The organism is Bordetella petrii, assembly GCF_020991325.1.
Lineage (GTDB): Bacteria > Pseudomonadota > Gammaproteobacteria > Burkholderiales > Burkholderiaceae_B > Bordetella_A > Bordetella_A petrii_E.
On record NZ_JAJMLX010000501.1, the window covers coordinates 1 to 1,213 of the forward strand.

At 69.2% G+C, this 1,213-nt stretch carries 1 protein-coding gene; it reads left to right on the plus strand.

Features of this window, described 5'->3' with window-relative positions:
* Nucleotides 1-1,213, plus strand: a 1,213-nt coding sequence (gene rluB / locus LPZ50_RS24955) for a 23S rRNA pseudouridine(2605) synthase RluB (protein WP_230665511.1), incomplete at both ends; no start/stop codon positions are given.

Sequence of the window (1,213 nt, forward strand, 5' to 3'; positions counted from 1 at the left end):
ACCGACGCACCGGCGGAGGACGCGGCGGCCCCCGTGCCGGCCGATGTCGATGTCCGCGGCGCCGAGCGCGAAGCCGAGCAGGCCCTGGCATACCTGGAAAAATCCGACCGCATCGAGCAGCGCCTGAGCAAGTACCTGAACAGCGACGTGGCCATGCCCAAGCTGCACAAGGTGCTGGCGGACGCGGGCATAGGCTCGCGCCGCGAAATGGAAGAGCTCATTACCGCCGGCCGGGTGTCGGTGAACGGCGAGCCGGCGCATATCGGCCAGCGGGTCGCGCCGTCCGACCAGGTGCGCGTCAATGGCAAGCCCATTACGCGCCCCAATACCAAGAAGCCGCCGCGCGTCATCCTGTACCACAAGCCGGCCGGCGAGATCGTCAGCCACGACGATCCGGGCGGACGCGCCAGCGTATTCGCTCGCCTGCCCAAGCTGCGCACGGGCAAGTGGCTGTCGGTGGGGCGCCTGGACTTGAATACCGAGGGCCTGCTCATTTTCACGACCTCGGGAGACATGGCCAACCGCATCATGCATCCGCGCTACGGCACCGAACGCGAATACGCGGTGCGCGTGCTGGGCGAAATGGATGATGCGACCCGCAAATCGCTGGTGGAAGGCATCGAGCTGGAAGATGGCCAGGCGGCCTTCGGCGCGCTGGATTATCTGGGCGGCGATGGCAGCAACCGCTGGTACCGCGTCACGTTGCAAGAAGGCCGCAACCGTGAAGTGCGCCGCATGTTCGAGGCGGTGGGCGTCACGGTCAGCCGCCTGATCCGCACCCGGTTCGGCGACCTCGTGCTGCCGCGCACGCTGCGTCGCGGCCGCTGGGACGAACTGGATCCCCAGCTGGTGACGGCGCTGATGGTGCAACTGGGCTTGCTGCGCGACGACGATGGCGAGGGCAACCGCCCGGCGCGCCAGCCGCGCTCTCATGACAGTGCGCTGCCTCCTGGTTTCGGCACCATGGAGCGCAACGGTCTGAACGGCGCGCGCATCGGCCGCCGTGGCAAATTGCAGGGCGGCCGGGCCGGCAGTGCCGGGCAGGTGGCATCGTCGCCTTCCGACCCGTTCGGTACCGGTTTGATGTTCACCGGCGGCTATGCCAACGGGCACCCCCTGGGCAAGGACGCCGGCCGCCCGGGCAAGAGCGGCAAGCCCGGCGGCAGCAAGCCGGGCGGCCCGAAGGGGCAGGGGCAGGGCGGCCCGAAGGGTG